This window comes from Kitasatospora sp. NPDC004272 (assembly GCF_053603035.1).
Window position 1 is genome coordinate 1 of sequence record NZ_JBSGET010000166.1, and the last position, 17,109, is coordinate 17,109.

At 74.2% G+C, this 17,109-nt stretch carries 11 protein-coding genes and 1 pseudogene; 10 read left to right on the forward strand and 2 right to left on the reverse strand.

Going from position 1 to position 17,109, the window contains the following annotated elements; translation table 11 throughout:
* The first annotated feature begins 373 nt into the window (after positions 1-373).
* The 7 genes and pseudogenes from ACWEO5_RS33755 to ACWEO5_RS33785 all read left to right on the forward strand — a co-directional run.
* The gene (locus tag ACWEO5_RS33755; protein ID WP_344551964.1) at positions 374-1,228 is read left to right on the forward strand and encodes a bifunctional methylenetetrahydrofolate dehydrogenase/methenyltetrahydrofolate cyclohydrolase; all 855 of its coding nucleotides are present in this window, start codon (positions 374-376) and stop codon (positions 1,226-1,228) included.
* Positions 1,229-1,290: 62 nt separating this feature from the next.
* A complete protein-coding gene (locus ACWEO5_RS33760; protein ID WP_452165939.1) occupies positions 1,291-1,647 on the forward strand; it encodes a DUF3017 domain-containing protein in 357 nt (118 codons plus the stop codon).
* A 168-nt stretch (positions 1,648-1,815) separates the two neighbouring features.
* Positions 1,816-2,808, forward strand: a complete 993-nt coding sequence (locus ACWEO5_RS33765; protein WP_452165940.1) for a malate dehydrogenase — start codon at positions 1,816-1,818, stop codon at positions 2,806-2,808.
* A 69-nt stretch (positions 2,809-2,877) separates the two neighbouring features.
* Positions 2,878-4,191, forward strand: a complete 1,314-nt coding sequence (locus tag ACWEO5_RS33770) for a hemolysin family protein (RefSeq protein ID WP_344551961.1) — start codon at positions 2,878-2,880, stop codon at positions 4,189-4,191.
* 29 nt (positions 4,192-4,220) lie between these two features.
* Positions 4,221-5,258, forward strand: coding sequence for a tryptophan--tRNA ligase (gene trpS, locus ACWEO5_RS33775; RefSeq protein WP_452165941.1), 1,038 nt, complete (start codon positions 4,221-4,223; stop codon positions 5,256-5,258).
* Entirely contained in the window at positions 5,258-5,815 is a 558-nt protein-coding gene (locus tag ACWEO5_RS33780) for a 2'-5' RNA ligase family protein (RefSeq protein ID WP_344551959.1), read from the forward strand. The genes trpS and ACWEO5_RS33780 overlap by 1 nt, the downstream gene beginning before the upstream one ends.
* Positions 5,816-6,321: 506 nt before the next feature.
* Positions 6,322-7,650, forward strand: a pseudogene (locus ACWEO5_RS33785) (stealth family protein); the annotation flags it as partial.
* Between the two features lie 33 nt (positions 7,651-7,683).
* Here ACWEO5_RS33785 and ACWEO5_RS33790 read toward each other — a convergent pair.
* Positions 7,684-10,101, reverse strand: a complete 2,418-nt coding sequence (locus tag ACWEO5_RS33790) for a CDP-glycerol glycerophosphotransferase family protein (RefSeq protein ID WP_452165942.1) — start codon at positions 10,099-10,101, stop codon at positions 7,684-7,686.
* A 99-nt stretch (positions 10,102-10,200) separates the two neighbouring features.
* Positions 10,201-13,803 (reverse strand): CDP-glycerol glycerophosphotransferase family protein, encoded by a 3,603-nt coding sequence (locus ACWEO5_RS33795; RefSeq protein ID WP_452165943.1) that lies wholly within the window; start codon positions 13,801-13,803, stop codon positions 10,201-10,203.
* Positions 13,804-13,944: 141 nt separating this feature from the next.
* Here ACWEO5_RS33795 and ACWEO5_RS33800 point away from each other — a divergent pair, with 141 nt between their 5' ends.
* The 3 genes from ACWEO5_RS33800 to ACWEO5_RS33810 all read left to right on the forward strand — a co-directional run bounded on the left by ACWEO5_RS33800 (position 13,945) and on the right by ACWEO5_RS33810 (position 16,985).
* Complete coding sequence (locus ACWEO5_RS33800) at positions 13,945-14,943, forward strand: glycosyltransferase family 2 protein (protein WP_452165944.1); 999 nt, start codon at positions 13,945-13,947, stop codon at positions 14,941-14,943.
* A gap of 136 nt (positions 14,944-15,079) precedes the next feature.
* Positions 15,080-16,036, forward strand: a complete 957-nt coding sequence (locus ACWEO5_RS33805) for a YihY/virulence factor BrkB family protein (RefSeq protein WP_452165945.1) — start codon at positions 15,080-15,082, stop codon at positions 16,034-16,036.
* Between the two features lie 85 nt (positions 16,037-16,121).
* Entirely contained in the window at positions 16,122-16,985 is an 864-nt protein-coding gene (locus tag ACWEO5_RS33810; protein ID WP_452165946.1) for a class I SAM-dependent methyltransferase, read from the forward strand.
* The last annotated feature ends 124 nt before the right edge of the window (positions 16,986-17,109 follow it).

The window sequence follows — 17,109 nt, forward strand, 5'->3', positions numbered from 1 at the left end:
CGACCACGACCGGCCTGCCACGGTCGTCCGCATCGACACCTAGGCGACGACCCGGCGGTGCCCGCGCCGCGGACGCCGCACGGCGCCGGTCTGCTCGGTCCGCTCATGATCGTTCTTCCCCCGGTGTCGTGCCCCCACCGGCGACAGCCCGTCACCAGGACCCGGTACGGCGGGGATTGTCGGGCCATCGTCGTCCGTACCACACCGCGCTGTCCAGCGTCGGCCGGAACCCGGACCGGACCGTGGCCCAACCGCGACGGGACCGGTACGCTCCGTGCCCCCGCACCCGCCGGCGGCGGCCCGCGCGGCCCGCCCGGTCCGGCAGGCGGCCCGGCGGCGCGGCCCGCACCCCCGATCCGGGAGAATGGGGGGCATGACTGCCCAGATTCTCGATGGCAAGGCCACCGCGGCCGCGATCAAGTCCGAACTCGCCGTCCGCGTGGCGGCCCTCAAGGAACGGGGCATCGTCCCCGGCCTCGGCACCGTCCTGGTCGGCGACGACCCGGGCAGCCGGTGGTACGTCAACGGCAAGCACCGGGACTGCGCGGAGATCGGCATCGCCTCCATCCAGCGCGAACTGCCCGCCACCGCCACCCAGGAGGACGTCGAGAACGTCGTCCGCGAGCTCAACGCCGACCCGTCCTGCACCGGCTACATCGTCCAACTCCCGCTCCCCAAGGGCCTGGACGCCAACCGCGTGCTCGAACTCATGGACCCGGACAAGGACGCCGACGGCCTCCACCCGACCTCGCTCGGCCGCCTCGTCCTCGGCATCGACGGCCCGCTGCCCTGCACCCCGCTCGGCATCGTCGAGCTGCTCCGCCGCCACGACGTCGCCATCGACGGCGCCGAGGTCGTCGTGGTCGGCCGCGGCATCACCGTCGGCCGCTCGATCGGCCTGCTGCTCACCCGCCGCAGCGAGAACGCCACCGTGACGCTCTGCCACACCGGCACCCGCGACCTCGCCTCGCACCTCAAGAACGCCGACATCATCGTCGCCGCCGCGGGCGTCCCGCACCTGGTCAAGCCCGAGGACGTCAAGCCCGGCGCCGCGATCCTCGACGTCGGCGTCTCCCGCAGCGAGGGCAAGATCGTCGGCGACGTGCACCCCGGTGCCGCCGAGGTGGCCGGCTGGATCTCCCCCAACCCCGGCGGCGTCGGCCCGATGACCCGCGCCATGCTCCTCAACAACATCGTCGAGGCGGCCGAGCGCCGCGCCGGCGTCTGACACCGGTGCCCGGCGTCACGCGGCGCGGCCGTCGCCGCCCCCCCGTCACCACCCAGGGCACCGTGCCCCCCGAGGGGGCCGCGGCCGCGCTCGGCCGCGGCCACGTGCTGCCGCTGCGGCAGTGGCCGATAACGCTGGTCCTGCTGGTCGCCGCGGCGGGCCTGCTGATCACCTGGCAGGGCCACTTCCGGCTCGGCCTGCTCGCGGTCGGCGCCGCGCCCCTGCTCGGCGCGCTGCTCCGGCTCGGCCTGCCGGACGTCGGCATGCTCGCCGTCCGCAGCCGGTTCACCGACGTCACCCTGATGTTCGTGCTCGGCGGCGTGATCGTCCTGCTCACGCTGGTGGCCCAGCCCGACCCGTGGCTGCGGGTGCCGGCGCTGGAGAACATCGGACGGCTGATCGGGCACCCGATGCGGTAGGCGGGGCGCGCGGAGCCCGGGGCGCGGCGCATCAGTCGCCGTGCCCCGGTCGGTGGCGGTCACGGCCTTGCGATAGCCTTGCCCAGGTCTCTCGATATCGAGAGATCATCCTCGGCTCCAGCGCGCCGGTGTGCCTGGGGCACCTGGCGATCGCAGGAGAAGGCTGAAATGACTCGCACCCCCGTCAATGTCACCGTCACCGGAGCCGCCGGCCAGATCGGCTACGCGCTGCTCTTCCGCATCGCCTCGGGTCACCTGCTGGGTGCCGACGTTCCGGTGAACCTGCGCCTGCTGGAGATCCCGCAGGGCCTCAAGGCGGCCGAGGGCGTCGCCATGGAACTGGACGACTGCGCGTTCCCGCTGCTGCGCGACATCACCATCACCGACCAGGCGAACGTCGCGTTCGACGGCGCCAACGTCGCGCTGCTGGTCGGCGCCCGTCCGCGCACCGCGGGCATGGAGCGCGGCGACCTGCTCTCCGCCAACGGCGGCATCTTCGGCCCGCAGGGCAAGGCGATCAACGCCAACGCCGCGGACGACATCAAGGTCCTGGTGGTCGGCAACCCGGCCAACACCAACGCCCTGATCGCCCAGCGCAACGCCCCGGACGTGCCGGCCGAGCGCTTCACCGCGATGACCCGCCTGGACCACAACCGGGCCGTCGCCCAGCTGGCCAAGAAGGCCGGCGTGACGGTCGAGGACGTCAAGAAGGTCACCATCTGGGGCAACCACTCGGCCACCCAGTACCCGGACCTGTTCCACGCCGAGGTCTCCGGCAAGGCCGCCTTCGACGCCGTGGGCGCCGACCAGGAGTGGGTCGAGAACTTCTTCATCCCGAAGGTCGCCAAGCGCGGCGCCGAGGTCATCGAGGTCCGCGGCGCCTCCTCGGCCGCCTCGGCCGCGAACGCCGCCATCGACCACGTGTACACCTGGGTCAACGGCACCCCGGCGGGCGACTGGACCTCGATGGGCATCGTCTCCGACGGCTCGTACGGCGTGCCGGAGGGCCTGATCTCCTCCTTCCCGGTCACCACCAAGGACGGCAAGTTCGAGATCGTCCAGGGCCTGGACATCTCGGAGTTCGACCGCAAGCGGATCGACGCCTCGGTCGGCGAGCTCGCCGAGGAGCGCGCCGCCGTGCAGGAGCTCGGCCTCATCTGAGCGCCTCCCCACCGCGGCTGAACGGCCGGGCACCCGTCGGGTGCCCGGCCGTTCTCCTACACTCGGGCCGTGAGCGAAACCCTGCAGGACGCCGCGCTCGTCCTGGTGTTCATCATGTTGGGCGGGCTGTTCAACGTCGCCGAGATCGCGCTGATCTCGCTGCGCGAGGGGCAGATCCGCACCCTGGAGGCGGCGGGTTCGCGGCGGGCCGCGCGGGCCGCGCACCTGGCGGCGGACCCGAACCGGTTCCTGGCGGCGGTGCAGGTCGGGGTGACCTGCATGGGCTTCCTGTCGGCGGCGTTCGGCGCGGACACCCTGGCGGGCAAACTGGCGCCGGTGTTCGTCCGGGCGGGCCTGTCCGAGGGCGTCGCGGACGCGGTCGCGCTGGTCGGCCTGACCCTGGTGATCTCCTACGCCTCGCTGGTGCTGGGCGAGTTGACGCCCAAGCGGATCGGCCTGCAGCGGGCCGAGTCGATCGCGCTGCTGGCCGCGCCGGTGGTGGACGTGATGTCGGTGGTGCTGCGGCCGGTGATCTGGCTGCTGGGCCACTCGACCAACCTGATGGTGCGACTGCTGGGCGGCGACCCGACCGCCGGGCGCGGCGTGATGAGCCCCGAGGAGCTGCGCGGCCTGGTCGCCGCCAACACCGAACTCGGCTCGGACGAACGCGAGTTGATCAACGAGGTGTTCGCGGCGGGGGAGCGCCAGCTGCGCGAGGTGATGGTGCCGCGCACCGAGGTGACCTTCCTGGACGGCGACCGGCCGGTGGCCGAGGTGCGCAACGAGACCGACTCCGCGCCGCACTCCCGCTACCCGGTGGTGGAGGGCTCCTACGACGCGGTGACCGGCTTCGTGCACGTCCGCGACCTGTACGGGGCGCGCGGCGAGCGGGCCGTCCGGGTCGCCGAGCTGGCCCGTCCGGTGAAGCTGCTGCCCGCCACCAAGCGGGTGCTGGAGGCGATGAGCGAGATGCGCCGGGAGGGCCACCACCTGGCGATCGTGGTCGACGAGTACGGCGGCACCGCGGGCATCGTCACCCTGGAGGACCTGGTCGAGGAGGTGATCGGCGAGATCCGCGACGAGTACGACGCCCAGGACACCACCGCGACCCGGCGGCTGGCCGGCGGCGGCGTCGAACTGGACGGCCTGCTCAACCTCGCCGACTTCACCGGGGAGACCGGCCTGGTCCTGCCCGAGGGCCCGTACGAGACGGTCGCCGGGTTCGTGGTGCGCGAGCTCGGCCGGCTGCCCCGCAAGGGCGACCAGGTGGTCACCGACACCGGGGCCCGGCTGACCGTGGCCCGCCTGGACGGGCGGCGGATCGAGCGGCTGCGGGTGAGCACCGTCACACCGGCGGATCCGGTGGGCCCGGAGGTTTCCTGACCGGCCGGGGGAACTGGAACAATGGCCTCATGGTCAACGCAGCGGTCACCGGTCCCGTGAAGGACCGTCCCCGGGTGCTCTCCGGCATCCAGCCCACCTCGGGCTCCTTCCACCTGGGCAACTACCTCGGCGCGGTGCGCCAGTGGGTCGACCTGCAGGAGGCCAACGACGCCTTCTACATGGTCGTCGACCTGCACGCGATCACCGTCGAGCAGGACCCGGCGGTGCTGCGGCAGAACACCCGGATCTCCGCCGCCCAGCTGCTCGGCGCCGGCCTGGACCCGGAGCGCTGCACCCTGTTCGTGCAGTCCCAGGTGCCCGAGCACGCGCAGCTGGCCTGGGTGATGAACTGCCTCACCGGCTTCGGCGAGGCGTCCCGGATGACCCAGTTCAAGGACAAGTCCGCCAAGCAGGGCAGCGACCGCACCACGGTCGGCCTGTTCACCTACCCGGTGCTGATGGTCGCCGACGTGCTGCTCTACCAGGCCGACGCGGTGCCGGTCGGCGAGGACCAGCGCCAGCACCTGGAACTCACCCGGGACCTCGCGGACCGCTTCAACGCCCGCTACGGGCAGACCTTCACCGTCCCCGAGCCGTACATCCTCAAGGCCACCGCCAAGATCCAGGACCTCCAGGACCCGGCCGCGAAGATGAGCAAGTCCGCGGCCACCGACAAGGGCCTGGTCAACCTGCTCGACCCGGCGAGGACCAGCGCCAAGAAGTTCAAGAGCGCGGTCACCGACACCGACACCGTCGTGACCTACGACGAGGCGGCCAAGCCCGGCGTCTCCAACCTGCTGCGGATCCACTCCGCGCTCAGCGGCCTGAGCGTCGACGAGCTGGTCGCGCACTTCGAGGGCAAGATGTACGGCGCCCTGAAGACCGAGCTGGCCGACCTGTTCACCGAGTGGGTCACCCCGTTCCAGGCCCGCACCCAGCAGTACCTGGACGACCCGGCCGAGCTGGACCGGGTCCTCGCGCTGGGCGCCGAGAAGGCCCGCGCGGTGGCGTCCGAGACGCTCGCCGAGGTCTACGACCGGGTCGGCTTCCTGGCGCCGAAGCGCTGATGCCGACGGCTGCCGTCCCCGAAGGTGCCGGCCTCGACGAGGCCGTCACCATCGGCGTCTCCATACACGTCCCGGAGCCCTACGGCAGCCGGGTGCAGGACGCCCGGGCCGGGTACGGCGACCCGCAGGCCCGGTCGATACCGACCCACGTCACCCTGCTGCCGCCGACCGAGACCCGCACCGGGTTCCTGCCCGGGATAGAGCGCCACCTGCGGGCGGTGGCCGCCGCCCAGCGCCCGTTCCGGATGCTGCTGCAGGGCAGCGGCACCTTCCGCCCGGTCTCCCCGGTGGTGTTCGTCCGGGTCGAGGAGGGCGCCCAGGAGTGCCGGGTGCTGGAGGCCGAGGTCCGCTCCGGCCCGCTGGCCCGCGAGCTGGCCTTCCCCTACCACCCGCACGTCACCGTCGCCCACGGCCTGCCCGAACCCGTCCTGGACACCGCCTACGAGCGGACCAAGGGTTTCCGGGCGGTCTTCGAGGTCACGGAGTTCGTGCTCTCACGGTTCGGGGCGGACGCGGTCTGGCGTCCCTGGTCGGCGTTCCGCTTCGGCGGCGCCTGACCGTCCGGCCCGTGATTTCTGACAGTTCTCTGGGAATCGTTTGCCTTTACTTTGTTTGAGGTTGCACGGTTGTTACCGTCGCCGTGGTTACGGCGGGCTCAGGAGTGGCGATGGCAACCAAACAGGCAGTTCCCCCGTCGGTCCGACGGGTGGTCGGCCGCGCCATGCGCCGGTACGGACTGCTCCCCCCGGTGCCCCCGCCGCCGCCCCCGCCGCCCGCCCCGGTCGACCCGCAGCGGCTGCGCGAGGACGAACTGGCCGCCGCCCGCCCCGGGCTGGTGCGCCACCGCGGCCGGCTGGCCGAGGTCCGCGACGACCTGCTCGACCCGCAGGCCCGGCAGGCCAACCTGGCCGCCGTCGCCGAGGCGCTGGACGCCGCGGGCGTCCGCTACCTGCTGATCCCCGACCGCGGCGCCCGCTACCGCCTGGGCGTGCTGCCGGGCGGCCGGGCGGCCGCGCTGGCCGCCGTCGCCGAGGCGTTCCGCGGCACCCCCCGGTACGCCGCGATGCTCGGCCACGGCCGGGTGCACGGCACCGTCCTGGCCGAGTCCCTGCCGGACGCCGTGGCCGAGCACGAGACGCTCCCGCCGCCGCCCGAGGTCCCCGAGGGCGAGGAGCCGCCCCCGGCGCCGGAGCCCCCGGAGGCGGTCAAGGGCGTGCGCCTGTACCAGCCGGTGGTGACCGCCGGGCGCACCCTGTACTACGGCGAGGAGCACGGCTGCGACCTGGAGTTCTGGGACGCCGCCGACACCGCCACCGGAGGCGTCGCCTCGATCGACGAGACCCCGTATGGGTGGTGGCTGCCCTCGATAGAGGCGGCCGGCACCGTCCGGGTCGGCGAGCGCGACTACCCCGTCGCGGAGGCGTTCCTGCACGACCTGCCCGACGACGTCCGCTTCCCGGTGGACGCGGTGTACACCTGGGTCGACGACGGCGACCCGGCCTGGCAGCGCCGCCGCGCCGCGGCCCGGGCCGAGCTGTTCGGCGGACCGGCCCCCGAGCAGGTGCACGCCGCCCACGACGACGGCGACCACCGCTACCGCAACCACGACGAGCTGCGCTACAGCCTGCGCTCGCTGGCCATGTACGCCCCGTGGATCCGGCGGATCTTCCTGGTCACCGCCGACCAGGTGCCGTCCTGGCTGAACGACGAGGTGCCCGGCCTGACCGTCGTCCCGCACCGGGAGATCCTGCCCGGCGGCACGGTGTTCAACTCGCGCGCGATCGAGACCGGCCTGCACCGGATCCCCGGCCTGGCCGAGCACTTCCTCTACTTCAACGACGACATGTTCCTGGGCCGCCCGGTCCGCCCCGAGGACTTCTTCCTCGGCAGCGGCCTGCCCCGGGTGTTCCGGGACAGCCGGATGATCCCGCCGAGCACCGGCACCCCGGACCCCGACGTGTACGTCGCGGGCCAGCAGAACACCCGGGCCCTGCTGGAGGCCGAGCACCACCGGGTCTACTCCCGGGTGCTCGCCCACGTCCCGTACCCGCTGCGGCGCAGCCTGCTGGAGGAGGCCGAACGGCGCTGGCCGCAGGAGCTGGCCGCCACCGGCCGCTCGGCCTTCCGGTCGGCCGGCGACGTCGCCCCGGTGACCCTGGCGCTCTTCCACGCCCAGCTCGGCGGCCGCGCCGTCGACGGGCGGCTCGCCCACGAGTACAAGGCGGTGGACTGCGTCGCGGACCGCGACCGGCTGGCCCGGCTGCTCGCGGAGCGCGACGTGGACGCGTTCTGCCTGGCCGACGGGGCCGGCGACGGCACCCCGGTGGAGGAGCAGGGGCGGGCGATGGCCGAGTTCCTGGCCGCCTACTTCCCGGTGCCCGGACCGTTCGAGCTGCCCGACCCGGTCGAGCTGCCCGGGCCGGCCTCAGCCCCCGCCGCCGAGCGCGAGCATCCGGTCGACCACGCGGGCGGCGGCCCCGCCGTCGTCCAGGGGGCAGAAGCGCTCCCGGAACCGGCGTCGGGCATCCCGGTGCAGCGCGGGGTCGAGGTCCCGTAGCGCCGCCACCACCTGCTCGGAGCGGGACAGCAGCGGGCCGGGCGCCCGGCGTTCGAAGTCGAAGGTGAAGCCGCGCAGGGCGTCCCGGTAGTGCGCCAGGTCGTAGGTGAAGAACAGCATCGGACGGTCGGTCAGCGCGAAGTCGAACATCACCGAGGAGTAGTCGGTGACCAGCACGTCCGCGACCAGCAGCAGGTCCTGCACGTCCGGGTAGTCGGCGACGTCGCGGACGAAGCCGTCGTCCGGCAGCGCCCCGCCGACGTGCACGTGCGGGCGCAGCAGCAGCACGTGGTCGCGGCCCAGCGCGGCCCGGGCGGCGGCCAGGTCGAGCCGCAGGTCCAGGGCGTGCCGGCCGCCCGGCCCCGGCCGGTCGTCGCGCCAGGTCGGGGCGTACAGCACCACCCGGCGGCCGGGGGGCAGGCCGAGCCGGCGGCGGATCCCGGCGGCCTCGGCCGCGTCCGGGCGGGCCAGCCGGTCGTTGCGCGGGTAGCCGGCCTCCAGCACCTCGCCCCGGTACCGGAAGGAGTCGCGCAGCTCCGGGGTGGCGAACGGGCTCGGCGACACCAGCAGGCTCCACTGCCGCACCTCGTGCTCCAGCCGCCGCAGGTAGCCGTCGTCGGCGGCCCAGCCGGGCGGCAGCCGGTGCGCGATCCGCTTCAGCGGGGTGCCGTGCCACAGCTGGACCACCACCTGGCCGTCGCGGCGGCGCAGGAACTCCGGGAAGTGCGTGTTGCCGACCAGGTAGCGGCAGGTGGCCAGGGCCTCGTACCACTCGGGGCTCCACTGGCGGACCGCGCGCACGCCCGGCGGGGGCCGCTCCTGCCCGTCCTCGACCACCCACAGGTGCTCCAGGGGGCCGCCGCGGCGGGCGAGTTCGGCGTGCACGGCGCGCGGGTTGCAGGCGTAGCCGCGGCCGCCGAACACGTCGTACAGCACCGCCTCGCGCAGCGGGCGCCGCCGGGCGGCCGGGTAGGCGTCGGTGCGCAGCCGGTGCTGGCGGTGGGCGCTGCGCTCGACGGCGGACAGGACCGGGAGGCTGTCCACGATCAGGGTGTCGTGCCAGCGGCGCTGCAGCAGGAAGGACTTGCCGCCGGTCGCGGCCCGGGCGGGCAGCAGCGGCAGCACCGAGGGGTGCAGCCGCACCGGCCGCCCCTCCCCACCGGGGCCGGGCGGCCGCAGCAGGGCCTCCCAGACGCCCTTGGCGAGCGGGCGGGGCACGCCGTCCGGCCCCGGCGGGGCGAGCGGCAGCCGGGCGGTGAACCGGCCGTCCGGGGCGGTGCGGACGGGGGAGCGGCGCTCGCGGCCGTCGCCGGTGTGCCGCAGGACCAGCTCCAGCGGGAGGTCCGCGGCCCCGGGGAACTCGCCGGACAGCTCGAAGGCGCCGTCGGCGGGGGAGATCCGGTCGATTCGGGGTTCGGCCGGCCGCACCTGGAACTGCAGCCGGTCGTCGGCGAGTTGCCTGGCCTGGAGGGTCAGCCCGCCGCCGGGCAGCGGGAGTTGGCAGGGGCCCTGCGGCGGCCGGTCCAGCCGCAGCGGGGCCGGGCCGCCGGGCAGCGCCAGGGCGGCGTCCCAGTGCCCGGGCGCGGGCCGCGGGACGGTGCCGACCAGCGCGGTGAACTCGCCGCCCCGCCAGTCGGCCTCGGTCTGCAGCAGTTCGCCGGTGTCGCGGTGCCGCAGGACCAGCGGCCCGCGGCCGGGGCCGGCGACCCGGCCGCGCAGCTCGAAGCCGTCGGGCCGGGCCAGGCAGGAGGTGAGCCGGACGGCCGGGCGGCTCGCGGTCAGCCGCAGGACCCCGTCGTCGGCGGCGGCCGCCAGGTGGACGCCGTCGTCGCCCCAGCCGGCCGGGGGGTACTCGCCGCCGCCGCACCAGTGCGGGGCGAGCGGGGCGCGGGCCAGCAGCCGGCCGCGGCTGACGACGGCCTCGACCCGCCAGGTGGCGTCCGTCCGGCCGGGGCGGGGGCGCAGCGCGGCGGGGTCGAGCCCGACCGTGAAGCCGGTCCAGTCGAGGCCATGCCGGGCCTGCGCGCTGTCGTCGGTGGCCTCGGGCAGGTAGCGGGGGACGGTGCGCAGCCGGACGGTGCGCCGGGAGCCGTCGAGCGGGCGCAGTTCCAGGACGACCCGGGTCTGGCCGGGGTGCTCGCCGGGGTGGCCGACGAGCCGGCCCTCGCCGTGCAGTACCAGGAGGCCGCCGTCCCAGGCGGCGTGGCGCAGCGCGGCGACGGCGGTGGGGGCGTCGGGCCGCCGGGTGCGGTCGGCGGGGGGGCGGTGCCGTACGGGGGAGGGCATTTGCGATATCCCAGCGCAACGGCCCGGCCAATGTCAATTCCCTCCACTTCGGAGAAGTGGAGGGAATTGAAATACTTTTATCGGAATTATTTGGGAGGTTTACCGGGCCGACCCGGCGGAGCCCTTCCCGCCCTCGGCCAGCAGCGCGTCCACCACCCGGGCCGCGGCCCGGCCGTCGTCCAGGTCGACGTACGCCTCGCGGAACGCCGCGTACTTGTCGGCGTACTCGGCGCTCACCCGGGGCAGGTCGCCGAGCGCGGCGACCACCTCGGCGGAGGTGCGCAGCAGCGGGCCGGGCGCCTGGGCCTCGAAGTCGAAGCTGAAGCCGCGCAGGTTGTCGCGGTAGTGCTCCAGGTCGTAGGTGAAGAACAGCACCGGGCGGCCGGTGTTCATGAAGTCGAACACCGACGCCGAGTAGTCGGTCACCAGCACGTCGGCGACCAGCAGCAGCTCGGCCGCGTCCGGGTAGGTGCTGACGTCCCACACGTAGCCGTTGCCGGCCTCGGCGATCTGCCCGCGCACCACCTCGTGGCCGCGCACCAGCAGCACCTGGTCCTCGCCCAGGGCGGCCCGGGCCGCCTCCAGGTCGAGCTGCAGGTTCAGCTGGTAGCCGCCGTCGGGCAGCCGGCGGTCCTCCCGGAAGGTCGGCGCGTACAGCACGACCTTCTTGCCCTCGGGCAGGCCCAGCTGCTCGCGCACCCGCTCGGCGGTCTTCTCCCGGTCGGCGGCGAACAGCAGGTCGTTGCGCGGCGAGCCGCTCTCCAGCACCTCGCCCTCGAAGCCGAAGGCCCGCCGCAGCACCGGCGCCGACCAGCGGTTGCCCGCCGTCAGCAGGCTCCACTGCGGCACCTCCTCCTTGAGGTGCTTCAGGTACCCGGAGTCGGTGAACCAGACCTTCTCGAAGTCGGTGCCGATCCGCTTCAGCGGCACGCCCTGCCAGGTCTGCAGGACGACCTGGCCCGGACGGCGGCGGAAGTACGTGGGCAGGTGGGTGGAGGTGACGATGTACTTCGCGGTGGACAGCGCCCGGAACCACTCGGGGGAGCGGTGCCGCACGCACTCGGCGGTCTGCGGCAGCTCGGCCTGCAGGTCGACCGAGGTCCACAGGTGGCGCAGCGGCAGGCCGCGGCGCACCAGCTCCTCGTGCACCGCGCGCGGCGAGTCGCCGTACAGCCCGCCGTCGGCGGCCCACCAGTCCTCCCGGACGGTGTGGTACAGCACGGTGTCGGTCAGCGGGCCGAACTCCTGCTCGGTGTAGGCGAGCCGCAGCAGGCGCTGCCGGTGGCCGCTGCGCTCCTCGGGCGCCAGCGAGTCGTGCGACTCCAGCGACAGGGTGTCGAACAGTCGGCGCTCCAGGGCGACCCGCTTGCCGCGGGCCTCCAGTTCCAGCGGCAGCGCCTCGAAGGTCCGGGCGGCCAGCGCGGCGGCCGGCCACAGGCTGCCGACCGGGGCGCCGGCCGGGCGGAACAGCACCGTCCAGGTGCCCTTGTGCAGCGGCACCCGCCCGGCGAAGGACGCGGTCGGCACGGCGGGCAGCGCGGCCCGGAAGCGGCCGTCGGCGATCTCCACCGGGTAGGCGTGCTCCTCCTGGCGCTTGGGGTGCCGGACCACCAGCTCGTAGCGGTGGACGCCGGGCAGCGGGAAGGAGCCGCTGAGCACGAAGCCCTCGCCGTCGGTGGCCGGAGCCAGCTCCTCGATCACCGGCTGCAGCACCTGGTCGCACAGCTGCAGGTAGCCGGACGGCGAGGGCTTGGCGTACAGCGCCCGCCCGCCGTCGCCGAGCGGCAGGTGCAGCTCGACCGGGGCGGCCCGGTCGTCCAGCACCAGGGGCAGTGCGCTGCCGTCGGCGAGCTTGAGCTCCAGGTCCCAGCGGTCCCGGCTGCGCTCCTCGGCGGTCGGGTCCAGCGCGTCCCAGGACTCGCGGACGGCGGTCAGGTCGGCGATCCGCACCCGGGCGGTGAACGGCAGCTCGCGCCCGGCCGGGGTGCCCAGCTCCAGCTCGGAGAACAGCTCGCGGTCGGACTCGACGTGCTTGAGCCTCAGCTCGGCGCCGGCCAGGTCCGGGCCGGAGCGGACCAGGCCGCTCAGCTCCACGGTGCCGTCCTGCGCCGAGGCCGCGACCGCGCGGGCGCGCACCCGCTCCACCCGCAGCAGCAGGTGGCCGTCGCGCGACCAGGGCACGATCCGCACGTCGTCCTCGACCCAGTGCACCGGCGGGTACTCGCTGCGGTCGTGCCAGCCGACCGACACCCGGCCCTTGTACACGCCGCCCTTGCCGACCCCGGCCACCAGCACCCGCCAGGAGCCGTCCTTCCAGCTGCCGCGGGACTTGAGCCGCTGCGGGTCGATGGACGCGGCGAAGCCCGCCCAGTCGCAGCTGTACAGGTCGTGCGGGGAGCTGGAGGTGGCCTCCGGGCTGAACTGCGCCTTGGTCTGCACGGCCACCACGCCGCGGCCCTTGGCCTCGCGCAGGATCAGCGCCTTGACCATGTCGTGCTTGTTGGCGGCGCCCAGGTGCTCGGGGAACGCGTGGCCGGTGACCTTGAGCCGGCCGTCCTCCCAGTGCGCGTCGTACACCCGCGAGCGCATCACCAGGGCGTTCTTCAGCCGCAGCACGTCGGCGGGCACGCTCCTGCGGCCGCCGCGCAGGAACGGGTAGTCGGCGTACGGGCGCAGCAGGCCGCGGGCCGGGGCCGCGCCGTTGCTCTCGCGCTCGAAGCGGAGCTGCTCGATCAGCTCCTCCAGCCGGCCCTGCAGGGTCAGGTGGTACTTCAGCCGCAGCGGCGCGCGCAGCTTGCGGACCGGCTCGGGCCCGATGGCGCGCAGCAGCCGGCCGACCGACTCCAGGTAGGCCGCGTTGTACTCCGCGTCGCCCTCCAGCACCGACCCGAAGAACATCGGGATCTCCTCGACGAGGTTGTTCTCGTCGTAGGTGCGCAGGTACTTGCGGAACTTCGGGTCGCCCTGCGCCGACAGCCAGTCCCGGACCAGCTCCATCGACTTGACCCGGTCGACGACGCCCTTCGGGTTGGTCTTCATCTGGGTGATCGACATCTCGCCGACCTCCCGCTCGCGCCAGTGGTAGATCGGCTCGGCGAGCACGTCGACCCGGCGGGCCAGGAAGTGGTGCGGCACGCTGACCGGCGCGTCCTCGTACAGGATGCCCTCGGGGTACAGCACCCCCGCCCCGTCGAAGAACGAGCGGCGGTAGACCTTGTTCCAGGCGGTGCGGTCGGTGATCAGCGCCGGGATCTCGGTGATGTGGGTGCGCAGCCGGGTCGCCGCGAACGGCTTGCGGTGACCGCCGGACTGGTAGTGGCCCACGGCGCGGAAGCGCAGCACGTTGCCGGTGCAGAAGTCCGAGCCGGTCTCGTCCAGGGTGCCGATCATCAGCTCGTACGCGGACGGCGGCATGGTGTCGTCGCTGTCGACGAACGCCAGGAACTCGCTTCCCTCGGAGACGTTCCGGTAGCCGGTGTTGCGGGCCGCCCCCAGGCCCTTGTTGACCTGCTGGACGAGCCGGAAGCGGGAGTCCTTGGCGGCGTACGCCCGGGCGATCTCGGCGCTGGAGTCCTTGGAGCCGTCATCGACCATGACGCACTCGAAGTCGGCGAAGGTCTGGGCGGCGATCGAGTCGAGACACTCCTCCAGGTAGCGTTCGACGTTGTAGATCGGGACGACGACGGACAGGCGGGGGGCCATCGGGAGCGCAGAGCCTTTCCTCGGGAGTGCGACCGGCGGGCCCGCGCAAACGCACGCAGAGCGGACCGGCACCGGCGGCGATCCTACCTCTCGGGGCTTGCTAGTCTGCGCCAGGCCAGGCCAGGTCGGGAGAGTGAAGAGATGCCGCGGTTCAGTGTGGTCGTGCCGGTGCACGCCGTCGAGCAGTACCTGCCCGCGTGCCTGGACTCGGTCCTCGGCCAGTCCTTCGCCGACTTCGAACTGATCGCGGTGGACGACCGCTCGCCCGACGGCTGCGGAGCCCTGCTGGACGCCGCGGCCGCCCGCGACCCCCGGGTCACCGTCCGCCACCTGCCCGAGAACGTCGGCCTCGGCCCGGCCCGCGACGCCGGCACCGAACTCGCCACCGGCGACTACGTGCTCTTCCTGGACAGCGACGACACCCTCACCCCCGGCCTGCTCGCCGCCGTCGACGCCCGGCTGCGCGCCACCGGCGACCCCGACCTGCTGGTGTTCGACTACGCCCGCAGCTACTGGGACGGCCGCGTCACCCGCTCCGCCTCCGCGCCCGTCTTCGCCCGGCCCGGCCCCGAGGTGTTCGCCCTGGACGAGCGCCGGGACCTGCTCGACCTGCTGCAGGTCGCCTGGAACAAGGCGTACCGCCGCGGCTTCCTGGCGGACAACGGCCTGGCCTTCCCGCCCGGCTACTACGAGGACACCCCGTTCACCTACCCGGCGCTGCTCGCCGCCGAGCGGATCACCCTGCTCGACACCGTCGGCGTCCACTACCGGCAGCGCCGCGAGGGCGGCAACATCCTCGCCACCGCCTCCCGCAAGCACTTCGACGTCTTCGCCCAGTACGACCGGGTCTTCGCCTTCCTGGACGCCCGCCCCGACCTGGACCGCTGGCGCCCCACCGTCTACCGGATGATGCTCGGCCACCTCGCCACCGTGGTCTCCAAGCCCGGCCGGGTCCCGGCCGGCGACCGCCGCGAGTTCTTCCGCCGGGCCGCCGAGCACTGCGCCCGGCACCGCCCGGCCGGCTACCGGCCCGCCCCCGGCCGCGAGGGGCTGCGCGGCGAACTGCTCGGCCGCGGCAACTACCTCGGCTTCCAGGGCCTGCGGATGCTCGCCCGGGCCCGCCGCGCCGTCCGCCGCTAGGCCGCTCCGCCGGACCCGTCCGCCGCTAGGCCGCTCCGCCGGACCCGCCCGCCGCCGGCCGCTCCGGGGGTGCCCGCCGCCGCTCCCGGGGTTTCGCTCCCGCCCCCGGGGCCCGGGCGACGGTATACAGCCAAGGGTGGACTTCCTCACCAAGCTGCCCCTGATCGGCCCGCTGGCCGCCCGCCTGCTGCGCAGCCGCCCCTACCGGGTGTACCTGCTGTTCGGCGGGGTCCAGGGCAACCGGCTGGCCGGGGCGGTCACCTTCTTCGGCTTCCTGGCCCTGTTCCCGCTGCTCACCGTGGCCCTGGCGATCGCACTGGCCACCCTCTCCGACTCCCGGGTGCGCCAGCTCCAGGACAAGGTCACCGAGCAGCTGCCCGGCCTCTCCGACTCGCTCGACCTGAACGCCATGGTCGCCAACGCCGGCACCGTCGGCCTGGTCTCCGGCGTCCTGCTGCTGGTCTCCGGCCTGGGCTGGGTGGACACCATGCGCGGCGCCGTGCGCACCGTGTGGCGGCTGCCCGACGAGCCCGGCAACCCGGTCCTGGTCAAGGCCCGCGACTGCGTGGTGCTGCTCGGCCTCGGCCTGGTCTGCCTGCTCTCGCTGGCCGCCTCCGCGCTCGCCACCACCCTCGCCCACCGGCTCGCCGACGGCCTCGGCCTGCACGGCGGGGCCGCCCGCTGGCTGCTGTCCGCGCTGGGCTTCCTGATCGCGGTCTGCGCCGACCTGCTGCTGTTCGCCTACCTGCTCGGCCCGTTCCCGCGGATCCGCGGCCAGCACCGCCGCGCCCTGCTGGAGGGCGCGCTGATCGGCGCGGTCGGCTTCGAGGTGCTGAAACTGCTGCTCTCCTCCTACCTGGGCTCGGTGGCCGGCCGCAGCCTGTACGGGGCGTTCGGCGTGCCGGTGGCCCTGCTGCTGTGGATCGACTTCGTCGCCCGGCTGCTGATGTACTGCGCGGCCTGGACCGCGCTCGCCGACCCGGAGGAGGCCCGGCTGCGGGCCGTCCGGCAGGCCGAAACGGCGCTCGGCGAGGCGCTCGGAACCAGCACGGGGAAATCCGGTCCTGACACTGTCTCGGATCCGGACGAATGACTATGATCCCGCTCACATCAGTCAGTCCCCCCCGCTGGCCGTACGCCGCCGCGCCCCGCGCCCCGGCCCACTCCCTGGAGACCGTGTGTCCGCACTCGACACCACTGCCGCTCCCACCGTCCCGGCCACCCCCGAGGACGTTCCCGGATGGTTCTTCCGCGCCGACCGGGAAGCCTTCACCCAACTGCTGTCCCGGCAGAGCGCCGCCGGCACCACCGGCGACCTGCTGGAGATGGGCGCCTACCTGGGCCGCTCGGCGGTCCTGCTCGGCAGCCACCTGCAGCCCGGCGAGACCTTCACCGTCTGCGACCTGTTCGACCTCGACGCGCCCGACGACGACAACTCCGCCGAGATGGACATGTCCTACCGCACGACGCTCACCCGGCGCGCCTTCGAGACCAACTACCGGGCCTTCCACCCCGAACTCCCGGTGATCGTCCAGGCCCCCACCTCGGTGCTCGCCGACGGCCGGATCGCCCCCGGCAGCTGCCGCTTCGTCCACGTCGACGCCTCCCACCTGTACGAGCACGTCACCGGCGACATCCTGGTCGCCCGCGAGGCGCTCGCCGGGAACGGCGTGGTCGCCCTCGACGACTACCGGGCCCCGCACACCCCCGGCGTGGCCGCCGCCGTCTGGGAGGCCGTCTTCGTCCTCGGACTGCGGCCGGTGCTGCTCACCCCCGAGAAGTTCTACGGCACCTGGGGCGACCCCGACGCCGTCCGCGCCGACCTGCTCGACCGGGACTGGCGGGCCGAGGGCTTCCGGCTCGACGAGGAGCACCTCGCCGGGCAGCTCTGCCACCGACTGGCCTGGGACGAGCCGCCGGCGTCCCGCCGCCCGGCCGCCCGGCCCCGCTCGCTGCCGCGCCGGATCGCCCTCGACGTCCTGCCGCCGTTCGCCACCCGGGCGGTGCGCCGCGCCCTGCGCACCGTGCGCGCGGCGGCCTGACGCACCGCCCGCCGCCCGGTCAGCCCCTCGACCGGGCGGCCCGGCGGCGCAGCACCCGCAGCCGCAGCAGGCCCGCCGCCGCGACCACCGCGCACACCCCCACCAGCGACCAGGTCCCCGGCCC

Excerpts from the sequence above, each read along its gene's own strand:
- ACWEO5_RS33780 (WP_344551959.1), top strand. The coding sequence starts at position 5,258 with ATGCCGACGGCTGCCGTCCCCGAAGGTGCCGGCCTCGACGAGGCCGTC.
- ACWEO5_RS33790 (WP_452165942.1), bottom strand. The coding sequence starts at position 10,101 with ATGCCCTCCCCCGTACGGCACCGCCCCCCCGCCGACCGCACCCGGCGG.
- ACWEO5_RS33795 (WP_452165943.1), bottom strand. The coding sequence starts at position 13,803 with ATGGCCCCCCGCCTGTCCGTCGTCGTCCCGATCTACAACGTCGAACGC.
- ACWEO5_RS33755 (WP_344551964.1), top strand. The coding sequence starts at position 374 with ATGACTGCCCAGATTCTCGATGGCAAGGCCACCGCGGCCGCGATCAAG.
- ACWEO5_RS33800 (WP_452165944.1), top strand. The coding sequence starts at position 13,945 with ATGCCGCGGTTCAGTGTGGTCGTGCCGGTGCACGCCGTCGAGCAGTAC.
- ACWEO5_RS33765 (WP_452165940.1), top strand. The coding sequence starts at position 1,816 with ATGACTCGCACCCCCGTCAATGTCACCGTCACCGGAGCCGCCGGCCAG.
- trpS (WP_452165941.1), top strand. The coding sequence starts at position 4,221 with ATGGTCAACGCAGCGGTCACCGGTCCCGTGAAGGACCGTCCCCGGGTG.